Source organism: Variovorax sp. PMC12 (genome assembly GCF_003019815.1).
Lineage (GTDB): Bacteria > Pseudomonadota > Gammaproteobacteria > Burkholderiales > Burkholderiaceae_C > Variovorax.
In genome coordinates, this window is record NZ_CP027773.1 from 2,001,350 (window position 1) to 2,021,454 (window position 20,105).

Consider the following 20,105-nt stretch of genomic DNA (forward strand, 5'->3'; position numbering starts at 1 on the left):
CCACCGGATACTCCCCTCCGCGAATGTCCTCCGGCCTGCGGCCTCCCCCTTTATTTCGCTGCGGGGAGCACCCGGCGCCCTGCGCACAGGGCACGCTGCTGGTGTGTGGCTGATCAACGACCGTTCTGTCCAACGATCACGCCGGCGGGGTGCCTTGCGCAGCGAAATAAAGGAGGAGGCCGCAGGCCGGGGGACATTCGCGGAGCAAGGTACCCCGTCGGCGTGATCGCTCCCCGAACAACGATGCGAAACATCGACAGCAAGGTACATCAAGCCCATCCGAACCCCAGTCGCAGAAGCATCAGCGTACCCGTGCCGACAAGAATCGTCCCGGTCACGTCGTTTCGTCGAACGAGGTAGTAGGTCAATGCGGCGGCCACTGCAAAGAGCCGCGCATCGTGCCAGTCGGCCAGCATGCGGCCGTTGCTCAGGAACACGTCGGGCACCACCATCGCGAGCAGCGCCGCCACCGGCGCATGGCGCAATCCGCGCCACAGCCAGCCCGGCAACTTCGGCTCGCTGTCGGGCAGCAGGAAGAAACTGCGCGTGAGCACCGTCACCCCCACCAGCGCGCCCACGGCCAGCCACACGTACACATCGTGCCCCAGGTGCATCAGCGCGTGCCCCAACGGCGGTCGGCCAAGGTGCCGGCCGCGAAAGCCGTGGCGATCGCGGCCACCACATTGAGGCCCATCGGCCACGAGGCCGTGGCCAGCGCCACCAGGCCGGCCGCCAGTGCGGAGCAGCGCACCGCGCGGTCGGTGAGCATCGGCAGCGCGAGGGCCAGCAGCGCCAGCACGCCGATGAAGCGCAGGCCCCAAGCGGCGGGAATCGCGTCGGCCAGGAAGATGCCCGCGAGCGACGCCACATGCCACGCCGCCCAGTTGGTCAGCGCGAGGCCGAGGAAGTAGCCCTGCTGGCGCGTCGTCGTGCGCCCGGAAGGCGGAGGCTGCGGGTGGCGCTGCACGAACTGGGCATACACCGGGTCGCCCGCAAGGTACGACAGCAGCACGCGCTGCATCCTGCGGTGGCCGCCGAAGTAGCGGCGCCAGTTCACGCTGAACACCACGAAGCGCAGGTTGAGCACGCACGCAGTCGCCACGATCACCCACAGCGGCGCCCCGGCCGCGATGAGCGGCAGGCAGGCCAGCTGCGACGCGCTCGCGAACACCAGCAAAGACATGGCCAGGATCACGCCCAGCCCGACGCCGCTCTTGGCCATGGCAACGCCCGCCACCAGCCCCATGGCCATGGTGCCGAGCGCTGCACCCGCGATGTCGCGCCGCCCTTCGGCGAAGGCACCGCGCCAGACGGGATCGGCCATCGATGCGCGCCAGGCGCTCCAACGGCTCACCGTGCGCTCGCGAGTTCCGCACGCGGCGCGGCCGCCAGCAGCCGCCGCGTGTAGTCGTTGGCCGGCGCGCCGAACACCTGACCCGTGGGGCCCTGCTCCACGATGCGGCCCTGGCTCATCACGATGACGCGGTCGCACAGTTGCGCCGCCACGCGCAGGTCGTGCGTGATGAACAGAATGCCCAGCCCCAGGTCGCGCTGGATCTCGCGCAGCAGGTTCAGGATCTGCGCCTGCACCGACACGTCGAGCGCCGACACGGCCTCGTCGGCCACCAGCACCTGCGGCTGGCAGGCAATGGCGCGCGCAATGGCCAGGCGCTGGCGCTGGCCGCCTGAGAACTGGTGCGGATAGCGGTCGAGCGCGGTGCGCGGCAGCTGGATACGGTCCATCAGCTCCTCGGCGGTCTGGCGCGCATGCAGCTTGCTCAGGCCGAAGTTCATGGCGCCTTCGACCATCGACGAGCCCACGGTGCGGCGCGGGTTGAGCGAGCGGTTCGGGTCCTGGAACACCACCTGCACCCGCGAGCGCAGCGGCCGCAGCCGGCCTTCGGGCAGGTCGCGCACTTCGGCGTCGCCCCAGAGAATGCTGCCCGCGCTGGGCGAAATCAGCCGGATCATGCAGCGCGCGAAAGTCGACTTTCCCGAGCCCGATTCGCCCACCACGCCCACCGTCTCGCCGCGATGCACGGCCACGCTGGCGTCCTGCAGCGCGGTGTTGTGCTTCGCGCGGCCGAGCCAGTCGCGCCGCGTGTAGATCTTGCCGACGCCCTGCCCCGCCAGCAGCGGCTTGCCGCCTGGGAGTTCGCGCGCGGGCGGCGGCGTCATGCCGGGCACCGCGTCCAGCAGCATGCGGGTGTAGGCCTCGCGCGGGTTGCGCAGCACCTGTTCGCACGGGCCCTGCTCCACCAGCGCGCCGCGGTGCATCACCATCACGTCGTCGGCGATCTCGGCGACCACGCCCATGTCGTGCGTGATGAAGAGCACGGCGCTGCCCTGCTCGACCTGCAGCTCGGCGATGAGCTTGAGGATCTCGGCCTGCGTGGTCACGTCCAGCGCGGTGGTCGGCTCGTCGCAGATCAGCAGGCGCGGCTTCAGGATGATGGCCATCGCGATCACGATGCGCTGGCGCTGCCCGCCCGAGAGCTGGTGCGGGTAGCTGCCGTGGATGCGCGCCGGGTCGGGCAGCCGCACGCGCTCGAAGATCGAGAGGATGTGCGCCTTGCGCTCGGCCGCGCCCCACGCGGTGTGCGTGCGCAGCAGTTCGTCGACCTGCTCGCCGCAGGTGAGCACCGGGTTCAGCGCGGTCATCGGCTCCTGGAACACCATGCCCATGCCGGTGCCGCGCAACTGGCGCAGCCGCTTGTCGGAAGTGAAGCGGCCATTGTCGACCAGCTTCTCGCCCGAAAGAATCACGTCGCCGCCCGCGAGCACCAGGCCCTTGGCCAGCAGCCCCATCACGGTGGTGGCCAGCACCGACTTGCCCGAGCCGGATTCGCCTACGATGCACAGCGTGCGCCCCGCCTCGATGCGCAGGTCGAGATGCTCGATGGCATGCGGCCGGTCGGCATCGGAGGGCAGCGCGACCCGCAGGCCGCGCACTTCGAGGATGGCGGCGCTTCGATTGGAATCAGTCATTGGATCTGCGCCTCACACGCGCTTGGAAAACTTGGGATCGAGCACGTCGCGCAGGCCGTCGCCCAGCATGTTGATGGCCAGCACCGTGGGCACCAGGAACAGCGCGGGAAACAGCACGTTGCCGGGGCTCTGCGAAAACTGCACACGGCCCTCGGCCATGATGTTTCCCCAGGTCGGTACGTCCGACGGCAGGCCCAGGCCAAGGAAGCTCAGGATGGCTTCGGTCAGCACGGCCGAAGCCGCGATGAAGGTGCCCTGCACGATCAGCGGCGCCAGCGCGTTCGGCAGGATGTCGCGCCACAGGATGGTCGCGTCGGCCGTGGCCAGCGCACGCGCGGCCTCCACGAAGGGCTCGTCGCGCAGGCTCATCACCAGCGCCCGCACCAGCCGGGTCACGCGCGGCACCTCGGGCACCGCAATGGCCAGGATCACGGTCGGCAGGCTGGCGCCCAGCACCGCCACCAGCGTGATGGCGAGCAGCACGGCGGGGATGGCCATCACGCCGTCCATCACGCGCATCAGCACCGCGTCGACGGCGCGGAAGTAGCCGGCCAGCATGCCCAGCAGGCAGCCGAAGGCAATGGCGACGAAGGCGGTGAACAAACCCACCGTCATCGAGATGCGGGTGCCGTAGAGCACGCGACTCCACACGTCACGCCCCACGCTGTCGCTGCCCATCCAGAAGGTGTGGGCGAACTGCGCGCCGTCGGGCATGGTCACCTGCCCTGCGGTGCCCGCGCCTACCGAAATGAAGCTCGGGTCCATGGCGGAAGGATCGAAGGTACCTAGCCAGGGCGCGAACACGCCCAGCAGCGCCAGCACGGCCAGCACGACGACGCCGCCGCGCACGGCGGTGTTGCGCCAGAGTCTTTTCAGGGTGCTCATGTCAGTCAGTCAGTCAATCAATAGCGGATGCGCGGATCGATGAAGAGATAGCTCAGGTCCACCAACAGGTTGACGGCCACGTACACCACCGCGAAGAACAGCACCACGCCCTGCAGCACCGGAAAGTCGCGGTTGAGCACCGCGTCGACCGTGAGCTGGCCCAGCCCCGGAATCGCGAACACGGTTTCGGTGACCACCACGCCGCCCAGCAGCAGCGCCGCGCTCACGCCGATCACCGTGACCACCGGCACCGCCGCATTGCGCAGCGCGTGGTGCTTGAGCACTTCCAGCTCGGTGATGCCCTTGGCGCGCGCGGTGCGTATGTAGTCTTCGGTCAGCGCCTCGCTCACCGCCGCCCGCGTGACGCGCGACAGCAGCGCCACGTAGGTGATGGCCAGCGTGAGGCACGGCAGCACCAGCTGGTTCAGCCACGGCCCCACGCCATCGGCGATGCGCCGGTAGCCCTGCACTGGAAACCACTGCAGCTTCATCGCCAGCAGGTAGATCAGCACATAGCCGACCACGAACACCGGCACCGAGAACCCGGCCACCGAGAACGCCATGACCGCCTTGTCGAGCCAGCCGCCCATGCGCCATGCGGCCAGCGTGCCCAGCGGCAGCGCGATGGCCACCGCCAGCAGCAGCGTGCCGCCGGCCAGCGAGAGCGTGGGCTCCATGCGCTGGCCGATGAGCTCGGTCACCGGCTTGTTCAGGAAGAACGAGAAGCCCAGGTCGCCGTGCAGCACGCCGTTGCACCAGATCGCGAACTGCTCCCACAGCGGGCGGGTCAGGCCCAGCTGAGCGCGGATGCGGTCCAGGTCGTCGTTGGTGGCGCTGTTGCCGCCGATCACGGCCGCCGGGTCGCCGGGGGTGAGGCGCACGATCATGAAGATCGCGAGCGCCACCACCAGCAGCACCGGCAGCGTGGCGAGCAGGCGCTTGCCGAGAAACGTGAGCATGGGCTTATTGCTTCTTGATGTTCCAGTACACCTGCGCGCCGGCCGGCACCAGGCCGCTCACGTTCTTGCGCACCGCGGCGGGCTGGTTGTACTGGCCGACAGGCACGTGCGTGGCGGTCTCGAAGGCGCGCAGCTGCGCGGCCTGCGCCAGCTTCTTCTTGTCGGCGTCGGTCTTGGCCTGGGCGAACTGCACCTTGATCTCTTCGAGCCTGGGGTCGTTCTGCCAGCCGAACCAGCCCTTGTCGCCGCTGGCGTTCATCATGGCCATGGTGATCGGGTTGAGGATGTCCGAGGCGGTCCACGAGGTCATGAAAGCGCTCCAGCCGCCGGCCGAGGGGGCATCCTTCTTGGCGCGGCGCGCCACCAGGGTGGACCAGTCCATCGACTGCATGTCGACCTTGAAGCCGGCCTGCTCCAGCTGCTGCTTGGCCACCAGCGGCAGCTTGCCGATGGTCGGGTTGTCGGTCGGGCGCATCAGCACCACGGGCTCGCCCTTGTAGCCGGCCTCCTCGAGCAGGGCCTTGGCCTTCTGCGGGTTGGCCACGCCGGTGTAGTCGCCGGTCTGCTCCGATTCGAACAGCGTGCCGCACGGGAACATGCTCTTGCAGTAGCGCGTGAGGCCCGGCGTGCCCACCTGCGTGCGCAGGAAGGCTTCCTGCCCCAGCGCCAGCAACGCGGCGCGGCGCACCTTCTCGTTGTTGAACGGCGGCTGCAGGAAGTTGAAGCGCAGGATGAACTGGTTGCCCGCGGGCTGCGCGTCGATCAGCTTGATGTCGGGGTTGGTGCGCAGCGTGGCGTATTGCTCGAAGGCGGGCTGCTCGAGGATGTCGGCCTCGCCGTTGAGCAGCGCATTCATCTGCGTCTGCGCGTCGCGGATGATGAGCCACTCCACGCGGTCCACGTACACGTTCTTGCCGCCGGCCGTGCCCGAAGGCGCCTCGGCGCGCGGCTTGTAGCGCATGTTCTTGGTGAACACCACGCGCTCGCCGGGGCGGAACTCGTCGGCCTTGAACACGTAGGGGCCGGAGCCGATCGACTCCTTGATCTGCGTGTCGCCCGAGGTGTCGGCAATGCGCTTGGGCATGATGAACGGCACGTTCGACGAGGGCTTGCCCAGCGCTTCGAGCACCAGGCCGAAGGGCTCCTTCAGCACGATGGAGAAGGTCTTGGCATCGGGCGTCTCGTAGCGCTCCGTCACCTTGGCGAGCTGCGCGCCGAAGGTGTCGCGGCTCGCCCAGCGCTTGATGGAAGCGACCACGTCCTCGCTGGTGACGGGCTTGCCGTCGTGGAACTCCAGGCCTTCGCGCAGCGTGAAGGTCCAGGTCTTGTTGTCGGGCGACACCTTCCACTTGTCGACCATCTGCGGCTTGATGTGGCCTTCGAGGTCGGTGGCGAACAGCGTGTCGTACACCATGTAGCCGAAGTTGCGCGTCACGTAGGCGGTGGTCCAGATCGGGTCGAGCACAGTGATGTTGCTGCTCGGAATGATCTTGAGCGTGGTGGTCTGCGCCACGGCGGGAACGACGGCCGCGCCAGCCAGGAGCACGGCGGCGCCCCATCGGGCAAGGCGGCGCGACAACACGGCGCGCGAAGGCGAAAAGAGCTGCGGTTGCATGTGATTTCCTGAAGACGGCAAGGGCTCCATTGAGTCATCTGACAGGAAAAATGCATATATACAGTTTTAATCGTCTGTAGTAGAACAGTCGCTTGCCTGCCCCGTGTTTGTCCCCGTGTTGGGGTTTTTCGTGCACACGAAGCGTGCACGCCTTGCCGTGATCACTGTCAATCCTTCGCTGCCCGCGCCCCTGGTTCGCCAGCTCTACGACGCCCTGCTGGCGCAGATCGCCTCCAGCGCCATGAAGCCCGGCGACAAGCTGCCTTCGGTGCGCGCGCTCGCCACCGACTGCGGCGTGAGCACCATGACCGTCACCAACGCCTACCAGCGGCTGGTGGCCGAGGGCCATGTCGAGGCGCGGCGCGCCAGCGGCTACTACGTGGCCGAGGCCGAGCGCTCGGCCACGCGGCGCAAGCCCTTCCTGGGGCGCACCTCGGTCGACTCGCTGTGGCTGCTGAAGCACGTGTACGAGGACGACCGCACGCTGCTGAACGCGGGCTGCGGCTGGATCCCGCCCGAGATGCTGCATATGGACGGTGTGCGCCGCGCGCTGGCCGCGCTGTCGCGCAAGCCGGGCACCGGCATCGCGAGCTACGGCACGCCCTACGGCTACCTGCCGCTGCGCCAGCAGATACAGACGCTGCTCGCGCAGCAGGGCATCGAGACCGCGCCGCACCAGATCGTGCTGACGCACGGCGCCTCGCAGGCGCTGAACCTGGTGGCGCGCTGCCTGCTGCAGCCGCGCGACGTGGTGCTGGTCGACGAGCCCGGCTCCACCAACCTGTACGCGATGCTGCGCTCGCTGGACCTGAAGCTGGTGGGCGTGGAGCGCACCGTGAACGGCCCCGACCTCGCGGCGCTGCAGGCGCTGGCGCAGCGCCACGGCGCCAAGGCCTTCTTCACGTCCGGCAACCTGCACAACCCCACGGGCAGCCAGTGCACGCCGGCCGTGGCGTACCAGATGCTGCGGCTGGCGGAGCAGCTCGACTTCCACATCGTCGACAACGACGTGATGGCCGGCCTGGAGCCGCCGGGCGCGGCCACCCCGCTCGCGAGCCTCGACCGCCTGCGCCGCGTGATCCATGTCGGCAGCTTCTCCAAGACGGTGTCGCCGGCGCTGCGCGTGGGCTTCGTCGCCTGCAGCGAGGAGTTCGCCGAGAAGATGATCCTGCAGAAGATGGTCAACAGCCTCACCACCTCGGAGCTCACCGAGCGGCTGCTGCACGGCGTGCTGGTCGAAGGCCGCTACCGGGCCCACGTGGCAAAGCTGGCCGAACAGCTCCAGGCGGCGCAGCGCACCGTGTGCGACCGGCTGGAAGCGGCCGGCATGCAGCTGTTCACGCGGCCGGCGGGCGGGCCGTTTCTGTGGGCACGCTTCGAGCGCGACGATGTCGACATGCGCGCGCTGGCGCAACGCGCCATTGCCGAGAGCTTCCTGCTGGCGCCTGGCGACCTCTTTCGCACCGATCTGCGGCCCACGCCGTGGCTGCGCTTCAACGTGGGCTACGCCGACGACCCGAAGCTGTACCGCTTCCTGGCGCAAGAAGCGAAAAGGCTGCGCTCCAAGGCCAAGGCGGACCCGGCCTGAGGCAGACGCGGCAAACCCGGAAAAGGGGTTGCCCTGCCTAGAATCGCGCGGGTCATGAAGAAGCCCGAATCCGAATTTCCCTCCACGCCCGCGCTGGCCGACGCACTGATCGTCGATCCCTTCTATCTCGCGATCTCCGTCGATTTCGAGCACGACATGGCTGCCCGCAAGGCGGTGCTGGCCTCCTACTTCGGCTACTCGCTGGGCGAGGCTGAGCGAACCGGGCGCTGCCTGGCGACGGAAGACGGCCGGCTCGGCGCGGCCGCCTGGCTGCTGCCGCGCGCGGAGTCGGTGGACGCGGCCGAATCGGCGGCGAAGAACGAATTCCTCCTGGCAACGCTGGGCCCGCGAGGCCACCACAACTACCACCGCATCGTCGAATTCATGGCCGCGCGTGCGCCGGCCGTGGTGCCGGAAGGTGCCTGGTACCTGTCGATCCTGGGCGTCTCTCCCGCCGCGCAGGGGCGCGGACTGGGCGCCCGGCTGCTGGCGCCGACGCTGGCCGAGGCCGACGCGGCGGGCGTGCCCTGCTTCCTGGAAACCTTCACGCCGCGCAGCGTGGCGTTCTACGAGCGGCTGGGCTTTCGCACGGCGGCGCGGCACCTGGAGCCGGTCACGAGCTCGCCGTACGCGATCATGTGCCGCCTGCCCGGGACATACTTGGCGCCCAGCACGGAAAATGGCTGACCCGTTCCAACCCTCGCGCCGCGCCGGCCGAAGAGCCCTCGAATGTCCCGAGCCCCTGTCGAAGACGCAGAACCTGTCTCGCTGAGCCCCGCCCTCATCGTCGAGGACGACCCGGCCATGCAGGAGCGCCTGCGCCACGTGCTGTCCACGCTCGGCTGCAACGGCAACCGCATTGCGGCTGCCGACAGCGTCGCGGGGGCGCGGCAACTGCTCGGCGAACATGAGTACGGCGTGGTGCTGGTGGACATCGGCCTGCCCGACGGCAGCGGCGTGGAACTGATCGGCTGGCTGCGGGCGCACCACCCGGGCGTGCCGGCGGTGGTGATCTCGGCCTGGCGCACCGAGGAAATCATTTTTGCGGCACTGCGCGCGGGCGCCATCGGCTACCTGCTGAAGGAGCGCGACGACGTCGAGCTGGGCATTGCGCTGCGCAGCATCCAGCAAGGCGGCGCGCCCATCGACCCGAGCATCGCGCGCCACATCCTCGGCTGGCTCGCGACGCAGCAGCCACCGGCCGACGCACAGGCCAGCGCCCCCGGCGAAGCGGCGCCGGCCGCGCTGACGCGCCGCGAGCACAAGATCCTCGAGCTCGTGTCGCAGGGCCTGAGCAACCGCGACATGGCAGAGTCGCTGTCGATCTCCAGACTGACCGTGGAATGCCACACCAAGAACATCTACCGCAAGCTGGCCGTCAACTCGCGCACCGAAGCCGTCTTCCAGGCGCGGCGGCATGGCTTGCTGCGCTGACGGGCGCGCTGCTCCTCTTCCTTCTTGCAGCCCCCGCGGCCTTTGCCCAGGCCGGCGCGGAGGCCCCCGCGCTGCGCGTGGAGGCCGTGCGCGGCAACGGCTGGAACGACACAGCCCCGCCCGCCGAGGGCTGGACGCCCGTCACCCTGCCCGACAGCTGGGCCGCGCGCTGGCCGGGCTTCGACGGCGTGGTCTGGTACAGGCTGACCTGGGACCAGCCCGCGCAGGTGCACGAAGCCGGCCTGCTGCTGCACTACCTGAACATGGCCGGCGAGGTGTCGCTCAACGGCACGCCGATCTCGCGCGACGACAGCCTGGTCGAGCCGCTCACGCGCGCCTGGAACACGCCGCGCTACTGGCTGCTGGCGCCGCCGCTGCTCAAGCCCGGCACCAACACGCTGCTGGTGCGGGTGTCGGGCCTGTTCGCCTACCAGGCCGGGCTGGGGCCTGTGAGCCTGGGCACGCCGGCCGCGATGCAGGCGGATTTCGAGCGCGAGCGCCTGATCCGCCGCGACCTGCAGGTGCTGGGCCTGGCGGTGAGCGCGGCGGCCTCGGCCTTCTTCGCCGCGCTGTGGCTGCTGCGCCGGCGCGAGACGGCCTATGGCTGGTTCGCGCTGATGTCGGTGCTGTGGCTGCTGTTCGGCTACAACCAGATCGCGACCAGCCCCTGGCCCTTTGCCAGCAACCACGGCTGGCAGGCGCTGAACGTTTCCCTGCTGCTGGTGTTCGGCGTGTCTTACGTGGTCTTCGCGCTGCGCTTCTGCGGGCGGCGCATGCCGCGCCTGGAGGGCGCGGCGCTGCTGCTGGCGATGGCCGGCGTGCTCGACCTGTGGCTGGCGCCCGGTGCCGACCTGATCGCGCACCGCGCCATCTGGACCCTGGTGGGCGGGCTCACGGTCATGGCCGTGAACGGCACCGCCATCGTGCATGCCCTGCGCCACCGCGACAGCCCGATGCGCCCCCTCGCCCCGTTCATGGCGGTGTCGGCGCTCACCGATGCGCACGACCTGCTGGTGTTCACGCAGATCATCGACAGCAACACCTACTACACGACGATGTCCTCGTACATCCTGCTGCTGGGCATGGCGCTGACGCTGGCCGCGCAGTTCGTGAAGAGCCTCGAGCGCATCGAGAACTTCAACACCGAACTCATCGAGGAAGTGAACGCCGCCAAGGCCGAGCTGGCCGCCACGCTGGCGCAGCAGCATGCGCTGGAGCTGACGCATGCGCGCATCGGCGAGCGTGTGAACCTGGTGAGCGACCTGCACGACGGACTCGGCGGCATGCTCGTGGGCAGCATCGCCAAGCTGGAGCGCACGCCCGGGGACCTCGGCGCACCCGAGCTGCTCGCCATGCTCAAGCATCTGCGCGACGACCTGCGGCTGATCATCGACGCCACCGGCCGCGACGACGGCGCCCGCGCACTGGGCGAGCTGCTGGCGCCGATGCGCTACCGCAGCACGCAGCTGCTGGAGGCCAGCGGCATCGACTGCCGCTGGAGCGTGTCGAACATCGAGACGCTCGAGCTGCCCGCGTCACAGAGCCTCGACCTGATGCGCTTCCTGCAGGAGGCGCTGACCAACGTGCTCAAGCACAGCGCCAGCCGGCGCGTGGACGTGAGCGTGGCGCGCGCCGGTGCGGAGCTTCGGCTCAGCGTGCGAGACGACGGACGTGGCTTTGCCGTGGAGAACATCGAGAAGGCCGCCGGTGCTGGCCTGCGCAGCCTGCATGCCCGCGCGCGGCGGCTCGGGGCGCAGCTGCAGCTGCAGTCACGGCCCGGCGAAACGCAGGTGCTGCTGCGCATGCCGCTGGCCGCGCAGGCCTGAACGGAACTGCCTCAGTCGGCCCAGACCACCGTGCCGGTCCACGCCGTGGCGAGCACGACGATGCCGAACACGATGCGATACCAGGCGAACGGAACGAAGTTGTGGGTGCTGATGTAGCGCAGCAGCCAGCGCACGCACAGCCACGCACTCACGAACGAGAACACCAGCCCCACGGCGAACAGCGGAATGTCGGCCACCGACAGCAGCGCGCGCTCCTTGTAGAGGCTGTACACGCCCGCGCCGATGAGCGTCGGGATGGCCAGGAAGAAAGAGAAGTCGGTCGCCGCCTGCCGCGACAGCCCCAGCAGCATGCCGCCGATGATGGTCGAGCCGCTGCGGCTGGTGCCGGGGATCATCGCGAAGCACTGCACCAGTCCGACCTTGAGCGCGTCCCAGGGCGTCATGTCGTCCACGTGCTCGATGCGCACCGAGCCCGGCGGCCGCTTTTCGGCCCAGAGAATGATGAAGCCGCCGATGATGAAGGTGCTTGCCACCACGGTCGGGATGAACAGGTGCGCCTTGATGACCTTGCCGAACAGCAGGCCCAGCACCACCGCCGGCAGGAAGCCGATGAAGATGTTCAGCGCCAGCCGCTGCGCCCGCGGCTGCCGGGGCAGCGCGACCACGGTCGACCTGATCTTTTCCCAGTAGACCAGCACCACCGCGAAGATCGCGCCGGTCTGGATGGCGATGTCGAAGACCTTGGCCTTGTCGTCGTCGAAGCCGAGCAGCGAGCCGGCAAGAATGAGGTGGCCGGTCGACGAGATCGGCAGGAATTCGGTCAGCCCCTCCACGATGCCCATGATGGCGGCCTTGACCAGCAAAACGATGTCCACGCGTACTCCTTGAAAGAGCCGCAATTATCACGATGGCGCCGGCGGCCGGCGTTCAGGTGCAGGTCAGCATACCTAGTTCAGGTGATATGCCGCGGCGCCGCGTTGACCCATAGTGGAAACCGCCCGGACGGGTTGATCCGGGGGAGTTTCACCGATGCCCACCTCCACCCTCGCGGACCGCCTCGAAGAGCATGTCTCGACTGCCGAAGACCATGGCGAAGACCGCCGCAAGAACGCGCGGGACATCGAGGAGGAGCAGTGCGCATCGATGCGGCGGGTGGTCCGGGCCACCGGCGCCTCGGCCGGCGAGTTGCGCCAGCTGATGCAACGGCTGCGCGAGATCGACCGCGCCGGCCACGGCACCGGCATCGTGGCGCAGGGGCACATTGCCGCCGACCGCATGGAATCGGTCATGCAGGAGCTGGACCTGGGTGACGGCATCGCCGCCGGACAGCGCACCGACGCGGCCCAGAGCATCGACTTCTGGCTGCTCGAGCCGCTGGACCCGGCGCACGACAAGAAGTGGTACGCCCGCTGGAAGTTCTGGAGCTTCATCCTCGGCGCCGCCGCGCCCGAGGTCTCGCTCACCCTTCAGGGGCTGGCCCTGCGCCCGACCGAGCCCGGCGACGCGCATGCCGACCTGGTGGCCAAGGCGCGCAAGGTGCTCGAGAGCTGGCGCCGCACCTCCGAGGCGCTGTTCTGGGGCGCCTTCGAGTGCTATGTGCGGCAGCAGTCGTTCTCGCTGGAGACGCAGGCCTACCTGCTGCGCTGCATTGCCGCCGTCTTCGCGGGCGACCCGATGAAGCTGTCGAACGCGCAGAGCGAGGAGCTCACACGCATCCTCGCAGACACCTACTGCGACGCGCTCGGCACGTCGGCGACCATGCCTTCGGCGGACATCTACCGGCGCCTGTCGCAGGGCCTGGAGGGCACCGACCGCGAGAGCTTGGTCACGCGCCGGCTGGGCCGCGGCGATGCGGCGCAGATCGCGATGACGGCGCTGTTCTCGGTCATCGAAAACACGCGCGCCTCACGCTGATGAGCGCCGGCGCAGCGCGCGCACCGCGCTGTCGACGGTAGTCAGCACCGGCAGGCCGCTGGCCGCTTTGCAGGCGGCGCGCGCCCGCGCCATGCTGAACTGCGCCAGCGCCAGGCGCGTGCAGCCGCGCTCGCGCAATGCGGCGGCCTGGGCGGCGATGAGCGCGTCGTGCCGCTGCACGTCGCCGGCGTTCAGCGCATCGAGCGCGCCTTCGGCCAGCGCGAGTTCAAGCGGCGTTCCTTGCGGGAATTCGGGCGGCATCGACGCCAGCGTGGGCGCGAAGGTGGCGATCAGCCCCAGCCGGCCCTGCCCTTGCGCCGCCTCGTCGATCATGGCCTCGTTGGGCTTGAGCACCGGAATGCCCGCATGCCGCCGCGCCACCGCCTCGATGCAGGGCCCGAAGGCCGAGCAGGTGAAGAGAATGCCGCGCGCCCCGGTGTCCACCGCGTACTGCGCCAGGCGCTGGAAGCGCTCGTGCATCGCCTCGTCGAGCCCCCTGCCGCCCCGCGCGAGATCGGCCGAGAGGCTGTCGTCGAGCAGGTTCATGCGCTGCGCCTCGGGCCAGTCGCGCGCGAAGGCCTCGTTGATGGGAGCGACGGAGTGCGAGAGCGCGTGGATCAGGGCAATGCGGGTCATGGGGTCGTCGGTGTCAGATGCCTCTGGACGAGGGATTCGCGAACGCGTCCTTCGTCTCTGCGTTGAGCGGGTAGTTGATGTTGATGCCCTTCGGCGGAATCGGCGACATGAACCACCGCGCGTAGAGCTTCTCCATCTCGCCCGACTTCATCATGCCCGACACCACGCGGTCGACCAGCGCCTTGAAGGCCGGGTCGTCCTTGCGGAACATCAGCGACTGGTTCTCGGTGCGCAGGCTTTCGCCGGTGATGGTGAAGTCCTTCGGGTTGCGCGCATTGGCGAGCTGGCCGGCCAGCAGGATGTCGTCGAGCACGAAGGCATGGGCGCGGCCGCTTTCCACCAGCAGGAAGGAATCGCTGTGGTCCTTGCCCGGGAGGTTGGTCACGTCGAGGCCGCGGCCGCGGTCGGCTTCCCGCAGCAGCCGGAACGAGGTGGTGCCGCTGGTGGTGGCCACCGTCTTGCCCTGCAGGTCGGCGATGCTCTTTATGCCCGAATCGGCCTTGACCAGCATGCGCACGTTGTAGCGGAAGATGTCCGGCGAGAACGCCACCTGCTTCTGCCGCTCGACCAGGTTGGTGGTGGAGCCGCACTCGATGTCGACCGTGCCGTTCTGCACAAGCGGGATGCGGTTGGCGGAGGTCACGGCCTGGTACCTGATGTCGATGTTCGGCATCTTCAATTCCGTCTTCAGCGCGTCGACGATGCGGTTGCAGATGTCGATGCTGTAGCCGATCGGCCTGAGGTTGCCGTCGAGGTAGGAGAAGCCGAATGACGACTCGCGGTAGCCGAAGGTGATGGCGCCGCTGGCCTTGATCTTGGCGAGCGTGTCGCTCTCCTGCGCCTGTGCTGCGCCCAGGGGCAGCAGGGACGCGAAAACCAGCGCGAACGCGGCGGCACCGCATGAAGACAGCGGACGAAGCTTGGGCATGAAACGCTCCTCGGAACGACGGTTGAAGAAAAAAGCGAAGGGGGAAAGCGGCTCTCAGCGCGCGGCGGCGCGCGTCACGGCGTCGATCGATTCGGCCAGGCGCTCGACGATCCGCCGCAGGTCTTGCCGGGTGGCGATGAAGGGCGGCGCCAGCAGCACGTGGTCGCCCTGCCGACCATCGACCGTGCCGCCGAAGGGGTAGCACAGCAGGCCGCGCGCCATCGCGTCTTTCTTGACGGCCGCATGGACCTTGAGCGCCGGGTCGAACGACGTCTTGTCCGCGCGGTCGGCCACCAGCTCGAGGCCCCAGAAGAAGCCGCGGCCGCGGATGTCGCCCACGTGCGGATGCGCGCCCAGCGCCTCGGCCAGCATGGCACCGAAGACGATGCCGTCCTCGCGAACCTTTGCAACGAGGCCGTCGCGCCGTATCACCTGCTGCACCGCGAGCGCGGCGGCGCAGGCCATCGGATGGCCGAGATAGGTGTGACCGTGCTGGAAGAAGCCGCTGCCCTTGGACATGGCCTCTACGATGCGGCGCTGCGCCAGCACCGCGCCCACCGGCTGGTAGCCGCCGCCCAGCCCCTTGGCGATGGTCATCAGGTCCGGCACCACCCCTTCCTGCTCGCAGGCGTGCAGCGTGCCGGTGCGGCCCATGCCGCACATCACCTCGTCGAGGATCAGCAGCACGCCGTATTTGTCGCAGACCTCGCGCACCGCCTTGAAATAACCGGGCACCGGCGCCAGCACGCCGGCCGTGGCGCCGCCCACCGTCTCGGCCACGAAGGCGATCACGCGGCCGGCGCCCTGCGCGAGGATGGCTGCTTCCAGCTCGGCCGCCAGGCGCAGGCCGTACTGCTCGGCGCTTTCGCCGGCGCGCTGCTCGCGATACGGGTAGCACGGCGACACATGCGTGGCCGGCACGAGGATGGGCGCAAAGGGCTCGCGCCGCCACGCGTTGCCGCCCACCGCCAGCGCGCCCAGCGTGTTGCCGTGGTAGCTCTGGCGGCGCGCGATGAAATGGGTGCGCTGCGGCTGGCCGATTTCCACGAAGTACTGGCGCGCCATCTTGAGCGCCGCCTCCACCGCCTCGGAGCCGCCGCTCACCATGTACACGTGGCTCATGCCCCCGGGCGCCGAGCCGATGAGCTCGTCGGCCAGCCGCTCGGCCACGTCGCTCGTGAAGAAGCTGGTGTGTGCATAGGCCAGCGTGTCGATCTGCGCATGCATGGCCGCCAGTACCTCGGGATGCGCATGGCCGAGCGAAGACACGGCCGCGCCGCCCGAGGCGTCGAGGTATTCGCGCCCTTCGCGGTCGCGGATGTACATGCCGTGCGAGCCGGCGGCAACGGGCGGGGTCTGGCGGAGATGGCGGTGGAAGACGTGCGTCATGTCGGGCGGGATCGGTGGATTTTCTTTGGAACTAACGTTTCGCCCGAATTATTATTTGGAACATTTGTTCCGTCAACTGCCGCGATTGATCTCGTCCGGTACATTTGTTCCAACCGCAACAGAAGCCATCAGGAAGAGACATCGCCATGGGCGCCAAAGACCGGATCCGCGAGCGCTTCAACGAACTGAGCCCCGCGCTGCAGCAAGTGGCGCGCTACGTGCTCGACCACCCGAACGAGGTGGTCACCGGCTCGATGCGCAACGTGGGCACGCGCTCGCAGAGCACGCCCGCCACGCTCGTGCGCTTCGCGCAGACTCTGGGCTTCGAGGGCTGGCCTCAGCTGAAGGAGGCGTTCGCCGCCGACATGGGGCTGGACGCCGACACATACGGCGAGCGCGCCAAGCAGCTGGTCGGCCGCGCCAGCGACAAGAGCCTGACCGGGGAGATGTTCGAGGTGCAGCGCCGCAACCTCGAGGCCACCCACCGCCAGAGCGAGCAGGCGCTGCAGAAGGCCTGCGCGCTGATAGAAAAAGCCCCCGCCGTGCATGCGGCGGGCTTCCGGGCCTGCTTTCCTATCGCTTTTTCGTTCGTCTACGTGTATCGGCTCTTCCGCGACAGCGTGCACCTGGTCGACGGCCAGGGCGGCTCGCTGGAGATGCAGCAGCGCGCCTTCGCCAAGGGCGACGCGCTGGTGGTCGCGAGCTTCGCGCCCTACTCGCGCGAGGCGCTGCAGGTCACGGAGGCGGCCAAGACGGCGGGCTGCCGCATCGTCGCCATCACCGACAGCGCGGCCTCGCCGCTGTCGCTGTTGGCGGACGAGACGCTGCTGTTCACCATCAGCAGTCCATCGTTCTTCCCGTCGGTCGCGGCCGGCGTGGCGTTGACGGAGGCGCTGGTCGAACTGCTGGCCAGCCGCGCGGGCAAGCCGGGTATCCGGCGCATCGACCAGGCCGAAGCACAGTTGTTCGAATCGGGGGCGTACCTGGTGCCGCCGGCGGTGCGCGGAGGCTGAAGCCCCGCGCCGACCGGGTCAGGCCAGCGCGCGCACCCGGCCGCTCTGCTTGCCGAGGTGGCGCACCAGGAGGTCGCGGTTGGCGGTGATGTGCTCGCGCATGAGCGCCTCGGCGTCGACGGCTTCACCGCGGCTGAGCGACTCGACGATCTGGCGGTGTTCTTCCAGCGCGCGCTCGGCCTGCGCGCGGTGGTAGAGCGGCAACGACGCGTCGCGGTTGTGTGGGCGCAGATTGCTGTCGAAGATGATCGGCAACTGGTAGGCGCGGCCTACCGCCTCGCTCAGCCAGCGGTTCTCGGCCAGCATGAGCAGCTTGCGGTGGAATTCGAGGTTCAGGTCGTGCCAGCGCGTGGCGCGCTCGTCGCTCCAGCCGTCGGAGCGCATCACCTCGTGCTGCTCTGCGAGCATGGCCACCAGTTGTTCCAGCGCGGAGCCGTCCAGCCCGCGCTCGCCGACGATGCGGCAGCCCATGCCTTCGAGGTTGGCGCGCACGCTGAAGGCGTCGAACACGTCCTTGGCGTTGAAGCGGCGCACCTGGAAACCCTTGTTCGGCAGATAGACCAGCAATCCCTCGTCGGCCAGCCGCGCCATCGCGCCGCGCACAGGCGTGCGCGACACGCCCAGCTCGTTGGCGAGGGTGATCTCCATCAGGTGGGAACCGGGTGCGATCGCACCGTCGAAGATGCGATTGCGCAGCGTATCGGCCACGGACAACGCGCGTGTCCGGGAGGTATCTGGGGGGGTCATCGGAAATCGGAAACGGTGCGCCCGGGATCGGGCCGCGCGGATGGTACGGCCCGGTATCAAAGCTTCATATCCCCGATTTCCGTAAAAATCAGTTTTCGGACTTTTTCGATGAACAGGCAAAAATTTATAACATTTACTAACACATTTAAGAATAATCACTGTAGTCGTACTTGGGAAGTACTAAACGGCACCTTTTAGGTGCATTTTTTTATGTTTCTGCCCGGCGACGCCTGCAAAACGGAACCGCGTTCTGAAATGAAGGTCAAAAACTGGCGCGATGCCTTGTCGCGACAGGAGTAACAGCCATGAAACAAGTCAAGCATTGGCAGGATCCAGTCAACGCCGTCGCCGGCGCGTGGCTCATCGTCTCGCCCTGGGTCCTGGGTTTTTCGGACATGCAGTCCGCGATGTGGACGATGGTGGCGACCGGCATCGTGCTGGGCGCCGTGGCGCTGGGCGCGACCTTCGTGCCGCGACAGTGGGAAGAATGGAGCGAGGTCGCGCTGGCGGCCTGGCTCGCGGTGTCGCCCTGGCTGGTCGGGTTCCGCGGCTCGGAAACGGCCTTGATCAACGCAGTGCTCGTGGCCGCGGTGATCCTGGTGCTGGCGCTGTGGGTGCTGGTGACCGACAAGGACTATCTCGGCCATGCGATGGACCGTCCGGCGCACTGACCGGCGACGCGTCATCGGAACGTGACCCGGCGCCCTCGACGGGGGCCGGGTGATCAGGCGATCACGGCCTGGCGGATGAGGCCGGTGAGGCGGCAGGCTGCCCTGGCTGCGCCTCGCCTTCCATCCAGCCCGCATGCCAGCCGCCGCCGAGCGCCTGGATCAGCGAGACGGCAGCGAGCTGCCGGTTGAGCTGCACCTGCACCAGCGTGCGCCGCGCGTTCAGTGCAGCCACCTGGGCAGTCACCACGTCGGTGTAGGCCACCAGGGCCGAGCGGTACTGGTTGAGCAGGATCTGCTCGGTCTTGTCCGCGGCCGCGGAGGCCTCGCGGTACATGCCTTCCTGCTGCGCCAGCGTGGCGCCCGCGGTGAGCTGGTCTTCCACGCCCTGGAACGCGGCGAGCACGGTCTGGCGATAGCGCGCCACGCTGGCGTCGTAGCTGGCCTTGGCCGCGTCCACGTTGGCCGAGATGGCGCCCGCGTCGAACAGCACCTGCGCCGCCGAGAGGCCGAGCGACCAGAGCGAATTCGACGCATTGAACAGGTCGCCGACCCGGCTGGCGCTGCCGCCGACTGCCGCGCTGAGGTTGAAGCTCGGGAAATAGGCGGAACGCGCGATGCCGATCTGCGAGTTGGCCGAGGCCACCGAGCGCTCGGCGGACGCGATGTCGGGCCGGCGCTGCAGCAGGGTCGAAGGCACGCCGGTCGGAATGCCGGGCACGGTCTGTTTCCAAGCCGCGGGCGGCAGGCTGAAATCGGCCGGCACCGCGCCCACCAGCATCGCGATGGCGTGCTCGTAGGTGGCGCGGTTGCGCACCAGCGACAGGCGCGTGGCGCGGGCCGTGGCCAGCTGGCTCTGCGCCTGCAGCACGTCGGACTGCGCGGCGATGGCGGCCTTGTAGCGGTTGCTGGTGATGGTGTAGGCGCGTTCGTAGCCTTCGATGGTCTGGTCGAGCAGCCCGATCTCCACGTCGGCCTCGCGCAGCGACAGGTAGTTGGTGGCCAGGTTGCCGATGGCCGACAGGCGCGCCGATGCCAGGTCGGCCTCGCTGGCCTGCGCATTGGCCGACGCGCTGTTCACCGACTCGCGCAGCCGGCCCCAGACGTCGGGTGCCCAGGTCGCGTCGAGCGTGGCGGAGAAAGCGTTGGAAGGACTGGTGCTGCCCGTGTCCGAGCGCCTGCCGGATCCGTTGAGCGACACCTGCGGGAACAGCCCCGCGCGCTGCCCGCGCACCAGCGCCTGCGCGTTGGCGTAGTTGGCGACCGCCGCGGCGATGTTCTGGTTCGACACCTGCACCCGCGAGGCCAGCTCGTCGAGCGTCGGGTCGCCGAACAGCTTCCACCACTCGCCGCGGTCCAGCGCGTCGGCCGGCGCGGCGGGCAGCCAGCCTTCGGCGGCCTTCTGCTCTTTCCAGTCGTTGGGCAGTGCGGTCACGGGCTGGTGGTAGAGCGGGCCGACCGAGCAGCCCGCGAGCAGCGCGGCCAGCGCGAGCGCCGAAAGCGAAAGGCGCCCCGGCGCGCGGAAAAGAGAAGAAGGAAGCAGTGCTTTCATGG

19 protein-coding genes are annotated in these 20,105 nt (G+C 68.7%); 7 read left to right on the top strand and 12 right to left on the bottom strand.

The window, feature by feature from the left end:
* Window positions 1-269 precede the first annotated feature (269 nt).
* The 6 genes from C4F17_RS09295 to C4F17_RS09320 are packed head-to-tail and all read right to left on the bottom strand — an operon-like array spanning window position 270 to window position 6,447.
* Window positions 270-614: an AzlD domain-containing protein gene (locus C4F17_RS09295; protein ID WP_081266749.1), complete on the bottom strand. Its 345-nt coding sequence runs from the start codon at window positions 612-614 to the stop codon at window positions 270-272.
* Window positions 614-1,354: an AzlC family ABC transporter permease gene (locus tag C4F17_RS09300; protein WP_234382690.1), complete on the bottom strand. Its 741-nt coding sequence runs from the start codon at window positions 1,352-1,354 to the stop codon at window positions 614-616. Before C4F17_RS09300 ends, C4F17_RS09295 begins: the two co-directional genes overlap by 1 nt.
* The gene (locus C4F17_RS09305; protein WP_106935044.1) at window positions 1,351-2,988 is read right to left on the bottom strand and encodes a dipeptide ABC transporter ATP-binding protein; all 1,638 of its coding nucleotides are present in this window, start codon (window positions 2,986-2,988) and stop codon (window positions 1,351-1,353) included. The genes C4F17_RS09300 and C4F17_RS09305 overlap by 4 nt, the downstream gene beginning before the upstream one ends.
* A 12-nt stretch (window positions 2,989-3,000) precedes the next feature.
* Window positions 3,001-3,873: an ABC transporter permease gene (locus C4F17_RS09310; RefSeq protein WP_081266502.1), complete on the bottom strand. Its 873-nt coding sequence runs from the start codon at window positions 3,871-3,873 to the stop codon at window positions 3,001-3,003.
* A gap of 17 nt (window positions 3,874-3,890) precedes the next feature.
* On the bottom strand, window positions 3,891-4,832 hold the full coding sequence (locus tag C4F17_RS09315; protein ID WP_106935045.1) for an ABC transporter permease: 942 nt from the start codon (window positions 4,830-4,832) through the stop codon (window positions 3,891-3,893).
* A 4-nt stretch (window positions 4,833-4,836) separates the two neighbouring features.
* Window positions 4,837-6,447: an ABC transporter substrate-binding protein gene (locus tag C4F17_RS09320; protein ID WP_106935046.1), complete on the bottom strand. Its 1,611-nt coding sequence runs from the start codon at window positions 6,445-6,447 to the stop codon at window positions 4,837-4,839.
* Window positions 6,448-6,604: 157 nt separating this feature from the next.
* On the opposite strand from C4F17_RS09320, the gene C4F17_RS09325 reads away from it, so the two are divergent.
* The 4 genes from C4F17_RS09325 to C4F17_RS09340 are packed head-to-tail and all read left to right on the top strand — an operon-like array spanning window position 6,605 to window position 11,295.
* Window positions 6,605-8,035, top strand: a complete 1,431-nt coding sequence (locus C4F17_RS09325; protein ID WP_106935047.1) for an aminotransferase-like domain-containing protein — start codon at window positions 6,605-6,607, stop codon at window positions 8,033-8,035.
* 54 nt (window positions 8,036-8,089) lie between these two features.
* Window positions 8,090-8,722, top strand: coding sequence for a GNAT family N-acetyltransferase (locus tag C4F17_RS09330; protein WP_106935048.1), 633 nt, complete (start codon window positions 8,090-8,092; stop codon window positions 8,720-8,722).
* A gap of 42 nt (window positions 8,723-8,764) precedes the next feature.
* On the top strand, window positions 8,765-9,469 hold the full coding sequence (locus C4F17_RS09335; RefSeq protein ID WP_106935049.1) for a response regulator transcription factor: 705 nt from the start codon (window positions 8,765-8,767) through the stop codon (window positions 9,467-9,469).
* Window positions 9,379-11,295, top strand: coding sequence for a sensor histidine kinase (locus C4F17_RS09340; RefSeq protein WP_106935050.1), 1,917 nt, complete (start codon window positions 9,379-9,381; stop codon window positions 11,293-11,295). The genes C4F17_RS09335 and C4F17_RS09340 overlap by 91 nt, the downstream gene beginning before the upstream one ends.
* A gap of 11 nt (window positions 11,296-11,306) precedes the next feature.
* Here C4F17_RS09340 and C4F17_RS09345 read toward each other — a convergent pair whose 3' ends face one another.
* Window positions 11,307-12,131, bottom strand: a complete 825-nt coding sequence (locus C4F17_RS09345) for an undecaprenyl-diphosphate phosphatase (RefSeq protein ID WP_081266496.1) — start codon at window positions 12,129-12,131, stop codon at window positions 11,307-11,309.
* Window positions 12,132-12,285: 154 nt separating this feature from the next.
* Here C4F17_RS09345 and C4F17_RS09350 point away from each other — a divergent pair, with 154 nt between their 5' ends.
* The gene (locus tag C4F17_RS09350) at window positions 12,286-13,170 is read left to right on the top strand and encodes a hypothetical protein (RefSeq protein WP_106935051.1); all 885 of its coding nucleotides are present in this window, start codon (window positions 12,286-12,288) and stop codon (window positions 13,168-13,170) included.
* Here C4F17_RS09350 and C4F17_RS09355 read toward each other — a convergent pair.
* The 3 genes from C4F17_RS09355 to C4F17_RS09365 are packed head-to-tail and all read right to left on the bottom strand — an operon-like array spanning window position 13,162 to window position 16,123.
* Window positions 13,162-13,806, bottom strand: a complete 645-nt coding sequence (locus tag C4F17_RS09355) for an aspartate/glutamate racemase family protein (RefSeq protein WP_106935052.1) — start codon at window positions 13,804-13,806, stop codon at window positions 13,162-13,164. The genes C4F17_RS09350 and C4F17_RS09355 overlap by 9 nt on opposite strands.
* Window positions 13,807-13,819: 13 nt before the next feature.
* A complete protein-coding gene (locus tag C4F17_RS09360) occupies window positions 13,820-14,734 on the bottom strand; it encodes a transporter substrate-binding domain-containing protein (RefSeq protein ID WP_106935053.1) in 915 nt (304 codons plus the stop codon).
* Window positions 14,735-14,788: 54 nt separating this feature from the next.
* A complete protein-coding gene (locus C4F17_RS09365; RefSeq protein WP_106935054.1) occupies window positions 14,789-16,123 on the bottom strand; it encodes an aspartate aminotransferase family protein in 1,335 nt (444 codons plus the stop codon).
* Between the two features lie 146 nt (window positions 16,124-16,269).
* Between C4F17_RS09365 and C4F17_RS09370 the strand changes: the two genes are divergently transcribed.
* Window positions 16,270-17,136, top strand: a complete 867-nt coding sequence (locus C4F17_RS09370) for a MurR/RpiR family transcriptional regulator (RefSeq protein ID WP_106935055.1) — start codon at window positions 16,270-16,272, stop codon at window positions 17,134-17,136.
* An 18-nt stretch (window positions 17,137-17,154) separates the two neighbouring features.
* On the opposite strand, the gene C4F17_RS09375 is transcribed toward C4F17_RS09370, so the two are convergent.
* Window positions 17,155-17,883, bottom strand: a complete 729-nt coding sequence (locus C4F17_RS09375) for a GntR family transcriptional regulator (protein ID WP_081266494.1) — start codon at window positions 17,881-17,883, stop codon at window positions 17,155-17,157.
* A gap of 305 nt (window positions 17,884-18,188) precedes the next feature.
* On the opposite strand from C4F17_RS09375, the gene C4F17_RS09380 reads away from it, so the two are divergent.
* Window positions 18,189-18,554: an SPW repeat protein gene (locus tag C4F17_RS09380; RefSeq protein ID WP_106935056.1), complete on the top strand. Its 366-nt coding sequence runs from the start codon at window positions 18,189-18,191 to the stop codon at window positions 18,552-18,554.
* Between the two features lie 61 nt (window positions 18,555-18,615).
* On the opposite strand, the gene C4F17_RS09385 is transcribed toward C4F17_RS09380, so the two are convergent.
* Window positions 18,616-20,103 (bottom strand): efflux transporter outer membrane subunit, encoded by a 1,488-nt coding sequence (locus C4F17_RS09385; protein ID WP_106935057.1) that lies wholly within the window; start codon window positions 20,101-20,103, stop codon window positions 18,616-18,618.
* Window positions 20,104-20,105: the final 2 nt, after the last annotated feature.